The sequence below is a fragment of the Mesorhizobium sp. L-8-3 genome (assembly GCF_016756615.1).
Taxonomy (GTDB): Bacteria; Pseudomonadota; Alphaproteobacteria; order Rhizobiales; family Rhizobiaceae.
Genome location: NZ_AP023262.1, coordinates 8,304,944 through 8,320,113, shown reverse-complemented (window position 1 = coordinate 8,320,113; position 15,170 = coordinate 8,304,944). Strand labels below are relative to the sequence as shown.

14 protein-coding genes are annotated in these 15,170 nt (G+C 64.9%); 13 read left to right on the top strand and 1 reads right to left on the bottom strand.

Translation table 11 applies throughout. The features are described from left to right. The first annotated feature begins 8 nt into the window (after nt 1-8). The 13 genes from JN302_RS38195 (at nt 9) to JN302_RS38135 (ending at nt 14,786) form a co-directional block, all read left to right on the top strand. Nucleotides 9-407 carry a RidA family protein gene (locus JN302_RS38195; protein WP_202331097.1) on the top strand — a complete coding sequence of 133 codons (399 nt, stop codon included), beginning with the start codon at nt 9-11 and terminating at the stop codon, nt 405-407. Beyond that, nucleotides 407-1,798, top strand: a complete 1,392-nt coding sequence (locus JN302_RS38190; protein WP_202331096.1) for an aminotransferase — start codon at nt 407-409, stop codon at nt 1,796-1,798. Before JN302_RS38195 ends, JN302_RS38190 begins: the two co-directional genes overlap by 1 nt. Continuing rightward, complete coding sequence (locus JN302_RS38185; protein WP_202331095.1) at nt 1,795-3,222, top strand: amidase; 1,428 nt, start codon at nt 1,795-1,797, stop codon at nt 3,220-3,222. The genes JN302_RS38190 and JN302_RS38185 overlap by 4 nt, the downstream gene beginning before the upstream one ends. Nucleotides 3,223-3,252: 30 nt before the next feature. Then, nucleotides 3,253-4,560: an ABC transporter substrate-binding protein gene (locus tag JN302_RS38180; protein WP_202331094.1), complete on the top strand. Its 1,308-nt coding sequence runs from the start codon at nt 3,253-3,255 to the stop codon at nt 4,558-4,560. 5 nt (nt 4,561-4,565) lie between these two features. After that, on the top strand, nt 4,566-5,384 hold the full coding sequence (locus JN302_RS38175) for an ABC transporter ATP-binding protein (RefSeq protein WP_202331093.1): 819 nt from the start codon (nt 4,566-4,568) through the stop codon (nt 5,382-5,384). Beyond that, nucleotides 5,374-6,087 (top strand): ABC transporter ATP-binding protein, encoded by a 714-nt coding sequence (locus JN302_RS38170; protein WP_202331092.1) that lies wholly within the window; start codon nt 5,374-5,376, stop codon nt 6,085-6,087. Before JN302_RS38175 ends, JN302_RS38170 begins: the two co-directional genes overlap by 11 nt. 4 nt (nt 6,088-6,091) lie before the next feature. Continuing rightward, the gene (locus tag JN302_RS38165; protein WP_202331091.1) at nt 6,092-6,970 is read left to right on the top strand and encodes a branched-chain amino acid ABC transporter permease; all 879 of its coding nucleotides are present in this window, start codon (nt 6,092-6,094) and stop codon (nt 6,968-6,970) included. Further along, nucleotides 6,967-7,983 (top strand): branched-chain amino acid ABC transporter permease, encoded by a 1,017-nt coding sequence (locus JN302_RS38160; protein WP_202331090.1) that lies wholly within the window; start codon nt 6,967-6,969, stop codon nt 7,981-7,983. The genes JN302_RS38165 and JN302_RS38160 overlap by 4 nt, the downstream gene beginning before the upstream one ends. After that, nucleotides 7,980-9,398, top strand: coding sequence for an amidase family protein (locus JN302_RS38155; protein ID WP_202331089.1), 1,419 nt, complete (start codon nt 7,980-7,982; stop codon nt 9,396-9,398). Before JN302_RS38160 ends, JN302_RS38155 begins: the two co-directional genes overlap by 4 nt. 65 nt (nt 9,399-9,463) lie before the next feature. Continuing rightward, on the top strand, nt 9,464-10,516 hold the full coding sequence (locus tag JN302_RS38150; RefSeq protein WP_202331088.1) for a 2-dehydropantoate 2-reductase: 1,053 nt from the start codon (nt 9,464-9,466) through the stop codon (nt 10,514-10,516). Nucleotides 10,517-10,609: 93 nt separating this feature from the next. Then, complete coding sequence (locus JN302_RS38145; protein ID WP_202331087.1) at nt 10,610-11,692, top strand: substrate-binding domain-containing protein; 1,083 nt, start codon at nt 10,610-10,612, stop codon at nt 11,690-11,692. A 69-nt stretch (nt 11,693-11,761) separates the two neighbouring features. Continuing rightward, the gene (locus tag JN302_RS38140; RefSeq protein ID WP_202331086.1) at nt 11,762-14,014 is read left to right on the top strand and encodes an ABC transporter permease; all 2,253 of its coding nucleotides are present in this window, start codon (nt 11,762-11,764) and stop codon (nt 14,012-14,014) included. Further along, the gene (locus tag JN302_RS38135; protein WP_202309399.1) at nt 14,007-14,786 is read left to right on the top strand and encodes an ATP-binding cassette domain-containing protein; all 780 of its coding nucleotides are present in this window, start codon (nt 14,007-14,009) and stop codon (nt 14,784-14,786) included. The genes JN302_RS38140 and JN302_RS38135 overlap by 8 nt, the downstream gene beginning before the upstream one ends. On the opposite strand, the gene JN302_RS38130 is transcribed toward JN302_RS38135, so the two are convergent. After that, nucleotides 14,787-15,152: a DUF805 domain-containing protein gene (locus JN302_RS38130; RefSeq protein WP_202309398.1), complete on the bottom strand. Its 366-nt coding sequence runs from the start codon at nt 15,150-15,152 to the stop codon at nt 14,787-14,789. Between the last annotated feature and the right edge of the window lie 18 nt (nt 15,153-15,170).

Here is a 15,170-nt window from a genome sequence, read left to right as displayed (position 1 = left end):
TTCCCCAGATGAGCATCCGCTATTTCGACAGCGACAAGGTGGCGTCCGCCTTCGGCAATTATTCCCACGCCGCGGTGGTGCCTTCCGGCGCCACCACCGTCCATCTCGCCGGCCAGGTTGGCGTGCGTCCCGATGGCTCGATCCCGAGCGATGCCGGCGAGCAGACCCGGGTCATTTTCCAGAACATGCAGGTGATCCTCGATGATCTGGGCTTTGCCTTCTCCGATATCGTGAAGATGAACTACTTCGTGGTCGATGCCGAGGATTTGCCCGCGATCCGTGCGATGCGCGATACGCTGATCGCCGCGCCATATCCCGCTGCTTCGCTGGTACTCGTCAAGGCGCTGGGCCGTCGGGAGTGGCGGCTCGAAGTCGAATGCATGGCCGCGCGCGTCGAGCAGGCGTGATGAGAAACGCGCTTCACGACATCGACCGCGCCAGCATCCTGCATCCGCAGACCGATCCTGGCGCGCTGGAGCGCGAGGGCCCGCTGGTCATCGAAAGCGGCGAGGGCGTGTTCATCACCGACAGCTCGGGCCAAAGCTACCTGGAGGGCATGTCCAGCCTCTGGTGCGCCTCGCTCGGGTTCAATCATCCGCGGCTGGCGCGGGCTGCGGAGGAACAGATCCGCAGGCTCGGCACCTATCACACCTTCAACCGGCGCTCGAACCCGGCCTGTATCGAAGTGGCGGAAAGGCTGCTGGCGATCTCCCCGATGCCCGACGGCAAGGTGATCTTCGCCAATTCCGGCTCGGAAGCGGTAGATACGATGATCAAGCTCGCCTGGCTCTATCACAGTGGCCGAGGCCAGCCGCGGAAGCGCAAGATCATCAGCCGCGACAAGGCATTTCACGGCAGCACTGTCCTCGGCGCCACGCTGAGCGGCCTGCCGCATATGCGCGGTGCCTTTGCCTGGCCCGGCGGGGACGTGCTTTTCGCGGCTGCACCGCATCACTATCGGGGTGCCAGGGAGGGCGAGAGCCCCGAGCAATTCGCCGCCCGCCTGGTCGACGATGTCGAGACGCTGATCGAGAATGAAGGTGCCGAGACCATCGCCGCCATGATCGTCGAGCCGGTCATGGGGGCGGGGGGCGTCATCATCCCGCCCGAGGGCTATTTTCCCCGGCTTGCGGCGCTATTGCGGCGCCATGACATCCTGCTTCTCAGCGACGAGGTCATCTGTGGTTTCGGGCGGACGGGGCAATGGTTTGGCTGCCAGAGCCTCGGCTTCGTCCCCGATATGATGAGTGTGGCCAAGGCATTGTCCTCGGGCTACCAGCCGATCGGAGCCGCCGTGCTCAGCGCGGCAGTGCAGGAGGCGGTTTCCGGTGAGGCGAGCCGCCTGGGCGTGCTGGGCCATGGCTTCACCTATGCCGGACATCCGGTGACCAGCGCGGTCGCGCTGGAGACGCTGCGAATCTATGAGGAGATCGACCTCCTGGTCCGCGTCAACCGGCTCGCTCCGCGCTTTGCCGGTCACATCCGCGCCCTGGCCGATCACCCGCTGGTGGGGAATGCCCGCAGCCTCGGCCTCATCGGTGCGGTCGAACTGGTCGAGGACAAGGCCACGCGGCGTCCCTTCGGTGCCGGCATCAACCCTGGACCGAGGACGGTCGAGTTGGCGATGCGCCACGGCCTCATCCTGCGCAGCCTCGGCGACGTCGTCGCGATCTGTCCGCCGCTCGTCATCACCGGGGAAGAGCTCGACAGCCTGTTCGCCCGGCTGGCGCGCGCACTTTCCGACCTGCAGGCCGAATTGGCCGCAAATCCCAAGCGACCGGAGCTTCGCGACTCGTGACACAGGAAATTCTCGAACTCGATGCCACCGCACAGGCTGGGCTTGTAGCGCGCGGCGAGGTCAGCCCCGCCGAATTGGTCGAGGCGAGCATCGCCCAAATCGAGGCCGGCGAGCCGGTACTGAATGCGGTGACGCAGCGCTTCTTCGGCCAGGCTCTGGACAGCGCGAAGTCCGGCCTGCCCGATGGCCCGTTTCGAGGGGTGCCCTTTCTGGTCAAGGATTTCTACTGCCATATGGCCGGCACTCCAACCACCGGCAGCGCCCGCCTGCTGGAAGACAATGTCATCGACCATGACAGCGCGCTGATGAGCCGTTACCGGGGCGCGGGTTTCGTGACGCTCGGCAAGACCAATGTGCCGGAGATGGTCACCATGGGAACGACCGAGCCGGTCTGGCGCGGCGCGACCCGTAACCCGTGGAACATCACCCATACGCCGGGCGGCTCTTCGGGCGGGGCAGCGGCGGCGGTCGCCGCCCGTTATGTCGCAGCCGCCCATGCCAATGACGGGGCCGGCTCGATCCGCATCCCCGCGTCCTGCTGCGGCCTTTTCGGGCTGAAGCCCTCGCGCGGGCGGGTCACGCTGGGGCCGGACGTCGGCGAAGCCATCGGCGGGATTACCGCGGAACACGTGGTCACCCGCAGCGTGCGCGACAGTGCTGCCATCCTGGATGCGACCGCAGGCCCGCTGGCGGGCGACCCCTATATCGCGCCCCCGCCCGCTCGTCCCTTCCTTGATGAGCTCGAGGCGCCGCGTCAGGGCCTGCGGATCGGTGTCACATTTGCTGCTCCCGACGGCACCGACGTTGCGCCCGAATGCGTGGCGGCGGTCGAACATGCGGCAGGGCTTCTGCGCGAACTCGGCCATCAGGTCGAGGAGGTCACCCTGCCATTCGACGGGCGGGCGTTCCGCGCCGCCCTGGGCGACTTCTGGCCGCTGACCGTGACCCGCGGCCTGAGCGCCATCGCCGCCGCCCGCGGCCAGGACCCCGAACTGCTGGTGCGGGATCTGGAACCCTTCAACCAGTATCTCTTTTCGAAGGGCATCACCCGGCGGGCAGTGGACTACATCCGGGATCTGGTCGGTTTCCAGGGCATGGCCCGCGCGATGGGTGGGTTCTACGAAATCCACGACCTCTGGCTCTCGCCGACCCTGGCCTTTGCTCCGCCGCCGCTCGGCTACTTCGATGCGGGCGCGCTGGGCGGCGAGGAGGCATGGAAGCGCGTGCTCGATTCCTTCGCCTTTACCGCTCCGGGCAACGTCACCGGGCTGCCCTCGGCCAGTATTCCGATGGACAGGAACGCCGCCGGCCTGCCGATCGGCATTCAGCTGACCGCGCGGCTCAACGACGAGGCAGTGCTCTTCAACGTCGCGGGCCAGTTGGAGACCGCGAACCCATGGGCGCTGTCCAGACCTCTTCTCTAGCAAACTCCATGCAAATCGGGAGGAAATGAAATGGAACACAGGCTCCATCGCAGAAACTTGTTCAAGGGTGCGGGGCTGCTCGCCGGCAGTGCCGCTCTCCTTGCCGGCGCGAATGGCGCTGCTGCTCAAGCGGGCGGCTCGCCGATCCCCATAGGACAAGCCGCGCCGCTTACGGATTTCGCGGCCGCCGACGGGGTGGAGTTCCGCAACGGCCTTCTCCTCGCCTGCGAGGAGATCAATGCTCTCGGTGGCGTTCTGGGGCGACCGCTCGAACCCTATTTCGAAGATACGAAGCAGATGGGGGATGCGACGAATGTGCAGGCCGTCCAGCGGCTGATCGACCGTCACGGCGTCCACGCTGTCATAAACGGATACAACACCGGATCGGGTTCGGCGGTGCAGGACGCCATCGCGGATGCCGGGATCATCTACATGCACAATGACACGTCCAGCGGTCACGGTGTCCTGGTGTCCTCCGACCCAGAACGCTATTTCGGGTCGTTCCAGACCGACCCGGCCGAAACCTGGTACGGCACCGGATTGCTGAAATTCCTGTCCTCCCTGGTCGACGGCGGTTCCTATACGCGACCGAACAACAAGCTCGCGATCATCCTTTCCGCGGGAACCTATGCATCGAACATCGCCAATGTCGTGCGTGACGGCGCGAGCGAGCAGGGCTGGGAAGTCAGCCTCTACGAGACCGTGAATGTGCCCATTTCGGAATGGGGGCCGACGCTGGCCAAGCTGCGGCAGGATCCACCGGCGGTGATCGTCGTGACCCATTATTTCCCGGCGGATCTCGCCCAGTTCATGGTCCAGTTCATGAACAATCCGACACCGAGCCTGATCTATATGCAGTACGGTCCTTCGGTGAAGTCCTTCCGCGATATCGCCGGGCCTGCCGCGAACGGAGTCGTCTTCTCCACCGTCATCGGCGCGCTGCAGGACGAGATCGGTTTCGATTTCGAGCGCCGCTACAAGGAGCGCTTCGGTGCCGATGCCGGACACAATTCCGGCGCGCAATCCTACAATGCAGCCTGGATCTGGGCCACTGCGGCAGCACTTGCCGGTGGCTCGGGCGAGCCGGGAGACGATGTGCAGAACCGCAAGGTAGCCGACCGGATCCGCTCGCTCATCCATCGCGGGGTGATCGGTACGACCCGCTTCATCCCGGGACAGCAGGCCGCCGCCTCCTATCCCGGCGGGGTGGACGACCCGTCGCTGGGCATGCCGCATCAGTTCCTGCAGATACAGGACCACACGAGCGAGCCCGTGCTGATCGCGCCCTGGCCCTATGCCAAAGCCGATTTCCGGCTGCCGCCGTGGCTCAAGGGGTGAGCGGCATGGGAAAGACGAGCGAACAGCCGCTCCTGTCGTGCCGCAATGTCACCAAGAAGTTCGGCTCGCTGGTCGCGGTCGGCGATCTGAGCTTCGACCTTGCCGCCGGCGAGGTCCTGGGCATCGGCGGACCGAACGGTGCAGGCAAGACCACGCTGTTCGAGATGATCTCGGGCCAGACCACCGTCACTTCGGGGCAGATCCTGCTCGACGGACGGGACGTCACACGCGACTCCGCGGTCCGACGTTGTCACGCCGGAATGGCCCGGGTGTTCCAGCTCAACACCGGCTTCGACAGTCTGAGTGTGCGCGACAATATCAGGGTGGCGGCCTATTACGGCCGCCGCAACCGGATCATGCCGGGTCTCGGTTTTTCGGCCGAGGTCGAAACGGCGGTGGACGATGCTCTGGAGCGCGTGGGCCTTGTCGGGCGCGGCCGGCAGTCGGCGGCGACGCTGACAGTGATCGACCGCAAGCTTCTGATGATCGCCGGCGCCCTGGCAATGCAGCCGAAGCTCCTGCTCCTCGACGAGCCGGTCGGAGGTCTCACGCATCGCGAAATCGATCAGGTGGCCAAGGTAGTGGCGGAGGTCGCCGCCTCCGGCGTCACGGTGGTGCTGATCGAGCATGTCATGCGCTTTCTCGTCCAGCTTTCGACCCGGGTGATGATCCTGCATCATGGGCGCAAGCTCTACGAGGGCAGCGCAACGGGGCTGGCCCATGACCCGGGAGTGGTCGAAGTCTATCTCGGCAAGGAGGCGGGCCGCGACGTGGCCGCGATGGCCGCCGGCAAGGCCGAGGGGATGGTTCGCCATGCCTTCTGAACTTTCAATCCGGAACATGCGCGCCGGATACGCCTCGCAGATCGTGCTGCGGGATCTTTCGCTTGAGGTCGAGCGCGGTTCTCTCACCGCGCTGATCGGGCCGAACGGTCACGGCAAGACCACGCTCCTTCGTGCGATCTCGGGGCTCGTCCGCCCTCGCGCGGGAGAGATCCATCTCGCCGGAAGGCGCATCGACGGACTTCGTCCCGAGGCGATCGTCGCGAACGGTGTCGTGCATGTGCCGCAGGGCGACCTGCTTTTCCCCGAGATGACCGTACTCGAGAACTTGCGCATGGGCAGCTATCTGCCCGCGGCCGCAAGGCACGAACGTCAGCGCCTCGACGAGGTCTTTGCCCTGCTGCCCAAGCTGCGCGACCGCCGGCATCAGATCGCCAGCACGCTCTCGGGGGGCGAGCGTCGAATGGTCGGGATCGGTCGCGGGCTGATGGCCTCGGGGCGAATACTGATGCTCGACGAGCCCTCGCTGGGCCTGGCTCCGATCGTGATCGAGCAGATCTACGAGGTGTTGGCCGCCCTGCGCCGGACCGGGCTGAGCGTGATTCTGGTCGAGGAAAACGCCATGCGTGCCGCCGGGATAGCCGACCGCGTCCACCTTCTCGATCATGGCCGCCTCATCTGGGCCGGTGCCGGTGCCGAACTCGCGGGGCGGCCGGAACTTCTCGAAACCTATCTGGGAGCCTGAGGCGATGGACGTCATCTTTCAGATCCTTGCCTCCGGCCTGACCCTCGGGGCGATGTATGCGATATCGACGGTGGGTCTGGCGCTGGTTTTCGGCGCCATGAACATGCTCAACATGAGTCATGGCGCGATCCTCGCGCTCGGAGGATACCTTTCCTATTTCGCGCTGCAGTCCCTGGACATCCATCCGCTCCTGGGCGTCGCTTTCGCAGTGGCTGTCTGCGCCGCCGTGGGGGCCGTGATCTATCACCTGGTCGCACGGCCGATGCTGCGCTCGGCAAATTTCGAGACGCGTATCTTCATTGCCACCATCGGCGTGGGCGCCGTGTTGGAAAGCGTCATCCTCAGGCTCTTCGGTCCGCAGCCGAAGCCTCAGCCCGCCGCAGTGCAAGGCGCGGTCGCCTGGGAGCAGGTCTATCTGCCGTATCAGAACCTGCTGATCCTCGGTACGGCCATGGTGCTGATGGCGGGACTCGGGCTTATGCTGCAGAAAAGCCGCACAGGGCGCGCGATCCGCGCCACCGCCCAGAATCGTGATGCCGCCCAATTGATGGGGGTGCGCATCGGCTTCGTCTATGCGCTGGTGCTGGCGATTTCCGGCGGTCTCGCCGCGGTCTCGGGGATCACCATTTCTTCGCTTTCGAGCCTTTTGCCCAACATGGGCGCCGATCCGATGATGAAGGCCTTTATCATCTGTGTCGTGGCCGGGCTCGGCAGCGTCCCGGGCAGCGTCGCCGCGGCGCTGTTCGTCGGACTGTTCGAGGCGGTCGTACAGTATACGCTCGGAGTGCGGTTCAGCTTCGCCCTTCTGCTCATGCTGGTGATCGTCGTTCTGATCTGGAGGCCGCACGGAGTGTTTGGCCGCAGCCAAGGGGTTCGGCTATGACCGCGAAACGTCGGGATCTGCTCGTTTGTGCGTTTCTCGCGCTGGGAGCCGCACTCCTGCCCCTCGTCTCGGGTGTGCGTTACACGGTGACCCAGACCACGTTCTTCTTCATCTGGGCCACCGTCGTCGTGCAATGGAACCTGGTCTTCGGCATCGGAGGTATCTTCTCGCTGGCGCAGGTCGCTCTCTTTGCGGTGGGCGCCTATACCACGGCGATGTTGGGATATTATTTCGGTGCTTCAATGCTTCAGGCCATGCCGGCGGGGGCCTTGCTTTCGGTCGTGGTCAGCATCGTTCTCGGCTTGGCCTGTCTGAGGCTGCGCGGGCCCTATGTGGCCCTGCTCACGATCTGCGTCTCGCAGGTGATCTTCGTGCTGATCGTCAACGACACCGACTGCTTCACCAATCCTCCCTCCGGCTGCATGCCTTTGATGGGCGGGGTAAGGGGGTTCGCGCGCTTCGGAGATTTGGGCTTTCGTCAAATGTTCGGGTCGGGCTTCTATGTCGGAAACTATTATGCGGGCCTCACGTTGCTGGCGCTGGCGATGGTGTTTTCCATCCTGGTCATCCGCAGCCCTATGGGACTTGCCTTCCAGGCGCTGCGCGATAACCCGACCTATGCCGCCGCCCGCGGGATCGACCGGTTCAAGTACCAGTTCTGGATCTTTGGCCTGTCGTCGTTCTTCACCGGGCTGGCCGGGGCCTTCTATGCGGTCAATACCGGGGTGGTCGGGCCGGTGGTCTTCTCCTTCTCGCATCTTCTGTTTCTTCTATCGATGATCATCGTCGGCGGGGTCGGCACGGTATGGGGGCCGGTTGTCGGCGCGGTGATCCTGATGCTGGCCGACGAGGCGATGCGCGAATTCGGCGATCTGCGCGATATCGGGATGGGAGCCATTCTTGTTGCCTGTGTCGTGCTGATGCCCAATGGGGTGATTGGCCTGGCCGAGAAGCTTCTCGGTAAGGGGCGGCGCACAGGAAGCGCGAGTTCGATAGAGGAGAAGTTGGCGTGACGGCTGTCAAAGGACATCTGAACGCAAGCGAACTGGTCCTGCGGTTGAGGTCAGGTACGGTCACGGCCGAGGATGTTGTCTCCGAGGCACTGGGCAGGGCTTCTAAATACGCGAAGTTGAACGCCTTTCTCGCGATCGAGGCGGACGTCGCATTGACGGAGGCGCGGCGGGTCGACCGGGCTCGTCGCAACGGCGAGTGCCTGCCCGCACTTGCCGGATTGCCGGTTTGCGTCAAGGACAACATCGACATCGAAGGCTGGGCGACCACCGGGGCCACAAGAGCACTGGCCACGTTCCGGCCGAACCGGACAGCGCACGTGGTGCGCCGCCTGCAGCAGGCCGGTGCGATCGTGATCGGCAAGACCAATCTGCATGAACTGGCCTTCGGCATCACCAACACGAATTTCGGCCCGGACTTCCCGCCGGCGCGTAACCCCTGTGACCCGGACCGGATCACCGGCGGTTCTTCCGGGGGAACCGCGGCGGCGATCGCGGCCGGGATCGTGCCGGCAGGTTTGGGGACGGATACGTCTGGCTCTATCCGCATTCCGGCAGCGCTTTGCGGTATCGCCGGTCTCCGACCCTCGGTCGGGGATGGTGGGTCCGAGCGGCGCTACCCGGTCGATGGCGTCCTTCCGATAAGCCGCACGAACGACACGGTCGGGCCCATGGCCGTGTCGGTGGGCGATCTTGCGCTGCTGGATGAGGCGATCACCGGCAAGGCCGCACCCGCCCCGGCGCGGCTTGACGGGTTGCGTCTGGGCTTGCCAGACAGTTTCTGGGAGATGCTTGACCCTGAAGTCGAAGCTATCTGCCGGAGGTTCTGTGCGCATCTCGAAGGACTGGGCGTGGTTCTGAGCAACGTTTCCTTGCCCGGGCTGCGCCCGCTGTGGGAGAAGGTCTCGGCCCCGGTCGTCCTGCACGAACCGGCTATCGACATACCTGCCTATCTCGCTGCTGGAGGCCGGCCGGATCTGGACCTTGCCGAACTCGCCGGAAGCATCGTCAACCCCGACGTCCGCTCGGCCTTCGAGGCGGTGCTCTCGGGGGCCTTCGCGGAGCAATACCGGCGGGCGATATCGGTCCACAGACCCGCACTCCGCGCACTCTATGAGGCAACCTTTCGCGATCATGCCCTCGACGGCCTGATCTTCCCCACGGTGCCGGTGCCGGCGATCCCGATCGATCTTTCCAATGCGTTCGGCGAGTTGGACATACCTGCTACGGGTCGTGCCAAAGTCTTCGACACCTATATCCGCAATACCGATCCAGGAGCGAATGCCGGCCTCCCTGGGCTTAGCTTTCCGGTAGGAACTACCCGAGCAGGACTGCCCGTGGGGATTGAGATCGATGGCTGGATCGGGGCCGATCGCCATGTTCTCGCGATGGGCATGGCTTTCGAGCGCACATTGTAGATTACGTGCCCGGCATTGCCGTTTCGAGGGAGGCACCTTAGCACTATCACGACGAGGGCGACGACATGTTCGAGACCAGGATGCCGGTGACGATCGCGGGTGCGGGCAGCATCGGTTGCTACGCGGGAGGCTGCCTGGCGCTCACGGGCCGTAACGTGACCTTGCTCGCTCGCCCTCGCCTGGTGACGGCGATCCAAAGGGAAGGCTTGCTTGTTGTCGATCTCGACGGTCGTCGCCGAAAGGTCGCGTCCGGGACGGTGAGCGTGACCGACGACCCTGCCTTGGCGCTGCGCGATGCAGGAATCGTGCTGGTCACGGTCAAGAGCGGAGCGACGGAAGAGATGGCGGGGCTGATCGCCGCCCATGCGCGGCCCGACGCGATCGTGCTCAGCCTGCAGAACGGCGTCCGCAACGGCGAGGTCCTGCGGTCGCGGCTCGGCGCCGGTCGCGTCGTTCTCGCCGGCATGGTGCCGTTCAACGTGGTTCAGGCGACCGAGGGCGCGGGCGCTCCGACATTTCACAGGACAACGAGCGGGCGCTGCCTGATCGAGGCGGGCGCGGCCGATCTCGCGGGCTTCCTCGACGTGGACGGCTTTCCCGTCGGAGAAAGCGACGACATGGCTGCGGTGCTCTGGGGCAAGCTCCTGCTCAACCTCAACAATGCGCTGAACGCATTGTCGGGCCTGCCTCTTGCCACCCAGCTTGCCGATCGGCGCTGGCGGCTACTGCTGGCGGACCAGATCGCCGAGGCGCTGGCGGTGATGCGCAAGGCGGGCATCAAGCCGGCGCGGGCCGGAGGGCCGACGCCCGCGCTGCTGCCGGTCGTGCTGCGCCTGCCCGACATCCTGTTCGGCCTGCTCGCGCGGCGCATGCTGGCCGTCGATCCCAGGGCGCGGTCGTCCATGTGGGACGATCTCGAACGCGGACGGCCGACCGAGATCGACGAGTTCCAGGGCGCGATCGTGCATCTGGCGATGGCCTCGGGCGCCGACGCTCCGCTGTCGCGCAGCATCGCGGCGCTGGTGCGCGCCGCAGAGGCGAAAGGCGAGGGGCCGCCCGGGCTGGCGCCCGAGGACGTCCGCGCGGCCGGGGACGCTATTTACCTCGGTCGGGTTTAGGCAGAATATCCCCTTGCGGGAAGAAGCATTCGGTCCCCCTGAACAAATGCGCCCGAACGGCTTCCGACCCGTTGGTTGCAAGGGAGGAAAATCATGCGACGTATTTTCCCGCTCGCGGCGAGCGCCGCGGCGTTGTTGTTCGGCGTTCCGTGCGCCTTCGCGCAGTCCGGCAGCGTCGAGAAGGCCGTCGGCGGCTACAATTTTGAAGAAGCAGCAAAGGAGGACGCCGGCACCAAGGACTTCCATTCGGCAGATGGCCATCTCACTTTCGCCATCGTGACGCATACTGCCGGCAATGGCTTCTTCGATCCGGTCTATGTCGGCGCGAGAGTCGCCGGCGACCTGATCGGCGCCAAGATCCTGCTGCTCGGCTCGGAATCGCCGACCGACGACCCGGCCCGCGAGATCGAGATCCTGAACCAGATCGTGCAGGACCCGACGATCGACGGGCTGATCATGACGACGCCCCAGGTCGGCGCCTACAACGACATCGTCAAGACCGCCGAGGCGAAAGGCATCCCTGTCGCCACGACCAATTCCTTCGACGGCACCATCCTCAATCGCAGCGGCATCGGCCATACCGGCCAGGACGCGTCCGCTGCCGCGATCGCGGGTGAGGCGCTTGTCAAGTGCCTGGCGGACAAAGGCATCGAAAAGGGCTCGATCGTGCTGCCTTCATCGACCGCGATGGGCAACATCGAGGTGAACAACCGCGTGACTTCCGCCTTCAACGCGATCGTCAAGGGCCTCAAGGACGCCGGCAAGCTCGACAACTTCAAGGTCGACGCGGGCCCGGAGAACACCGGCATCGACACCAACCCGAACGATCCGGTGAATGGCATCGTAACGCTGTTCGAGTCGCGCGGCGACGTGGTCGGCGCCTTCGCAGGCAACAACGTGTTCACGCCGGCTCTCGCCAAGGCCGTCGCCCAGACCGGAATGAGCGGCAAGATCTGCGCCTACGGCTTCGACCTCGGCCCGGCCCAGCAGGATGCGCTGAAGGCCGGCGACCTCACCGGTGCCCTTGGGCAACAACCTTTCCTGCAAGGCTTCTGGCCGGTCATGCAGCTCTATCTGCAGATCGACCGCGGCATCGCGGCGGCCAACCTCGACACGCGCGCCCAGCTCGTGACGCAGGAGACCGTAGGAAACGTCGGCAAGCGCTTCGAGAATTGATCTTTCTCGGGCGTTTCGGATCGACGCGGGAGGGCGAGCCCTCCCGCAGTGCCACCTGGAGCGAGAGAAATGCGGGCTGACGCGACCACACGGCCAGGCCGCGCACCGTCCCAGCTCGTCGGCGGCTGGGAGGCGGGGCTTCTCGCGCTGCTTTTGCTGCTCTATCTCGGCGGCGCCTTCGTCAATCCGGCGTTCTTCGGGTCGACGGAGGCCTTTCACGCGCTGCTCCGCGACACCTCGCGGGTTGCCATCATCGCGGTCGGAATGACCTTCGTCATTGTCAACAAGGATCTCGACCTCTCGGTCGGCTCCACCTATGGCCTGGTCGCGGTCGTTTTCGCCAGGCTGTTCGCGCCGAACTTTCTCGATCTCGACGTGGTCACTTCGGTGATTCTCTGCGTGCTTCTGGGTACGGCGATCGGCTTCGCCAACGGCGTGCTCGTCACCATCCTGAAAGTGCCGGCGTTCATCGCCACGCTGACGATGCTCTTCATCGGCCGCGGCTTCGTGCTCGCGCTCACTCACGGCCAGGCCATCTACTATCCCGCCAAGGCGAAGGACCATCCGTTCTTCTTTCACTTTGGCGAGACGAATGTCTTCGGCTTCAACAACCAGATTCTGATCTTCGCCGCCGTTGCCATGATTGGCGCTTATGTGCTCGCCAAGACCCGCTGGGGCTACGAGACCTTCGCAACCGGCGGCAACGAGCAGGCGGCTGTCTATGCCGGAATCTCGACGCGCTGGGTACGTATCCGCGCTTATCTGATCTCCTCGCTCTGCGCCACTCTCGCCGGACTCCTGTCAGCAGCTCAGGACAAGGGCGTGACCCCCCTCTACGGTGTCAGCGGCGAACTGACCGTCATTGCTGCGGTGATGATCGGCGGCGCCTCGATCCTTGGCGGACGCGGTCGCATTGCCGGGTCCTGTCTCGGCGCCCTGCTGGTCGTGCTCCTCGACAAGGTGCTTCGCGAGGGTTGGCCGATCACGCGCATGATCAGGATCGGCGACGAGGAGGTGGCGGTCAACGCGATCTACTCCCTACCGGTGGGTGCGGTGCCGGTCTTCCTCGGGCTGCTCCTCGTGGTCGCCGTGCTCATCGAGCCCCATCTCATTCGCCGCCAGATCGTGACGCGGTTCTGGGCCTGGCTCCGCGGCATGCCGCCGCCACCCGTCTATGAGATCGGCGGCGTTGCCCTCGAGGGCGTCCAGACCAAGGGGGCGATGGCGATGGACATGGCGCTGTCGGCGACCGGGCCCGGGAAGTTCCTTGCCCGGCGGGATTCACTGGCCATCATCCTGACTGTCTTGCTGTGGTTGGCAGGCCTCGCCCTCAGGCCCGATTATTGGTGGAACCTGTCCAACACCTTCGCGATCCTGCTCAACTACACCGAACTGGCGCTGATCACGATCGGGCTCACCTACGTCATCGCAGCCGGCGACATCGACCTGTCGGTCGGGGCCGTTCTGGCATTGGCCGGGAGCACGGCGGCCTATTTCCTGAAGGTTCTGGGCGCCGATCCGCTCACCGCGGTCACCATGGGATTGCTCGCCGGAATGGCCGCCGGTTTCGTCAATGCCGTCGTCACGGTCGGCTTCAAACTGCCGGCCTTTATCGCCACGCTTGGCATGTACTACGTCGCTCGCGGCCTCGCCGCGTGGTTTGTGGCCGGCCAGCAGCTTACCGGCTGGCCGGAAGGCTACAACCTGCTCGGCCGCAAGGTGAACGACATCCTGCTTCACTTCCGCATGTCGCTTCCCGACGGGATTGTCCGCACGATAGCCGAAGTCGTCAGCGTCCAGACGATCTGGATGCTTCTCGTCGCCCTGATCGCCGGGGTCGTGCTGGCCTATGCGCCGTTCGGACAGAAGGTCTATGCAACGGGCGGCAACATCCGCGCCGCCGCCTATGCCGGGATCAACACCAACCGGGTACGCTTCGTCTCGCTCATGCTGGCAGCACTCTGCGCGACCATGGCGGGGATCATCAATGTCGCCTATTTTCGCAGCTTCAATCCGGTCGCCGGCCAGTTCCGCGAACTCGACGCCATCGCCTCGGTCATCATCGGCGGCGGGTCGATCTTCGGCGGCTATGGCACGGTGATCGGCGCGCTCGCGGGCGCGGCGGTGATCACGCTCGTGCGCGCACTCCTGCAGCTCAATGTGCAGGGCTTCAGCATGCCGCAGCACTGGATCAACGTCTTCATCGGCGTCATCCTCATCGTGGCGGTGCTGATCGACATTTGGGTGCGCCAGGCTAACATCTTCGCACGCCTGCGAACGCGCCTCGCAAGAGCACGGACACCGGAAGCTGCCGATGCGTGAGACACAACCCGAGCCGATCGTGGAAATGCGGGGTATCGAAAAAGCCTTTGGGGCCGTGCAGGCGCTCTGCAAGGTCGACCTCCGGCTCTATCCGGGCGAGATTCTCGGCCTGGTCGGCGACAACTCGGCCGGCAAGTCGACGCTCATGAAGATCCTCACCGGCGCCTATCAACGCGATGCCGGCGAGATCTTCGTCGCCGGGCAACCGGTGCAGTTCAAGAGCCCGCATGAGAGCCGCGACGCCGGCATCGAGATGATCTACCAGGATTTCGCTCTTTGCGGGAACATGGACGTTGGCCAGAACATCTTTCTCGGCCGCTGGCCTCTCAAAGGTCTCTTCGTCGACCGGCGCAAGATGTATGCACAAGCGGACAGCGTGCTGAAACGGCTCAAGGTCGACGTGAATTCCGTCTATCAGAAGGTGGAGAGCCTGTCGGGCGGGCGCCAGCAATCCGTGGCGATCGCCCGCGCGATCTCGTTCGGCCCGCGCGTCGTGATCCTCGACGAACCGACCGCCAATCTCTCGGTAATGGCGACCGAGCGGCTGCTCGAGACCATGCTGGAACTCAAGAAGCAGGGCGTGGCTCAGATCATCATCTCACACCGGCTCGTCGACATTTTCGCCGTGGGCGACCGGGTCATGGTGCTGAAGCGAGGCGAGAATGTCGGCGACCGCTATGTCAGGGACACCGACGAGCACGAGGTCCTCGAGATCATCGTCTCCGGTACGCGAGAGCGTGCACTTACAGCCGATCAGGCAAGAGGGACATGATCAGGCGGCAGCGTTCGGACGTGTCCCGTAGCGATTGGCGCCGGGGTCGCCGGGGATGAAGCTGAGGATGAGGACCAGCACGATCCCCGCGACGAGCGAAATGAGACCCCAAAAGCCCGACTTGCCGAAGTCGTGGAACCGCTTTGCGGCAAGCGCGATATTGGCCCACAGAGACATCAGCGCCGCGATGAAGAAGGCGAGCGCCCAAAGCTGCGCCTCGGAGCTTTCCGGCGGCACCAGTGTGAAGCGATGGAGCAGGAATGCCTGGATGAGCACGACCAGCAGGCTCGCAAGGAAATAGGCCGCGCGGCTGACGCGGCCCGGGAAGCGGAAGAACAGCCAGACGAGTTGTGACGGGTCGGGCACGCGGATCGCATCCGTTGG

Excerpts from the sequence above, each read along its gene's own strand:
- JN302_RS38145 (WP_202331087.1), top strand. The coding sequence starts at position 10,610 with ATGCGACGTATTTTCCCGCTCGCGGCGAGCGCCGCGGCGTTGTTGTTC.
- JN302_RS38175 (WP_202331093.1), top strand. The coding sequence starts at position 4,566 with ATGGGAAAGACGAGCGAACAGCCGCTCCTGTCGTGCCGCAATGTCACC.
- JN302_RS38180 (WP_202331094.1), top strand. The coding sequence starts at position 3,253 with ATGGAACACAGGCTCCATCGCAGAAACTTGTTCAAGGGTGCGGGGCTG.
- JN302_RS38135 (WP_202309399.1), top strand. The coding sequence starts at position 14,007 with ATGCGTGAGACACAACCCGAGCCGATCGTGGAAATGCGGGGTATCGAA.
- JN302_RS38140 (WP_202331086.1), top strand. The coding sequence starts at position 11,762 with ATGCGGGCTGACGCGACCACACGGCCAGGCCGCGCACCGTCCCAGCTC.
- JN302_RS38195 (WP_202331097.1), top strand. The coding sequence starts at position 9 with ATGAGCATCCGCTATTTCGACAGCGACAAGGTGGCGTCCGCCTTCGGC.
- JN302_RS38150 (WP_202331088.1), top strand. The coding sequence starts at position 9,464 with ATGTTCGAGACCAGGATGCCGGTGACGATCGCGGGTGCGGGCAGCATC.
- JN302_RS38190 (WP_202331096.1), top strand. The coding sequence starts at position 407 with ATGAGAAACGCGCTTCACGACATCGACCGCGCCAGCATCCTGCATCCG.
- JN302_RS38170 (WP_202331092.1), top strand. The coding sequence starts at position 5,374 with ATGCCTTCTGAACTTTCAATCCGGAACATGCGCGCCGGATACGCCTCG.
- JN302_RS38165 (WP_202331091.1), top strand. The coding sequence starts at position 6,092 with ATGGACGTCATCTTTCAGATCCTTGCCTCCGGCCTGACCCTCGGGGCG.
- JN302_RS38160 (WP_202331090.1), top strand. The coding sequence starts at position 6,967 with ATGACCGCGAAACGTCGGGATCTGCTCGTTTGTGCGTTTCTCGCGCTG.